This is a genomic window from Bartonella phoceensis (assembly GCF_902825145.1).
In the GTDB taxonomy this organism is placed as follows: domain Bacteria; phylum Pseudomonadota; class Alphaproteobacteria; order Rhizobiales; family Rhizobiaceae; genus Bartonella; species Bartonella phoceensis.
On record NZ_CADEAD010000101.1, the window covers coordinates 1 to 205 of the forward strand.

Below are 205 nucleotides of genomic sequence, written 5' to 3' on the forward strand. Positions count from 1 at the left end.
GGGGGTAGGTGGCGGGCATGTTCAGTTGGTTAAAGGAGCAAGGAATAGCCTCGTATATGGGCTCCTGCTCTGGATCAGCCCCCAAATCTGGCGTTCTGCTTCTTGGAGAAGCTGCCCCGCCGACCGCGCCGGTTGGTATGCCCGGAATAGACTCGTATATGGGCTCCTGCTCTGGATCAGCCCCCAAATCTGGCGTTCTCCCTCT

1 protein-coding gene is annotated in these 205 nt (G+C 58.5%); it reads right to left on the bottom strand.

Features of this window, described 5'->3' with window-relative positions:
* On the bottom strand, positions 1–187 hold a 187-nt coding region (locus J7R07_RS08240; protein ID WP_208436358.1), incomplete at its 3' end, for a hypothetical protein.
* Positions 188–205: the final 18 nt, after the last annotated feature.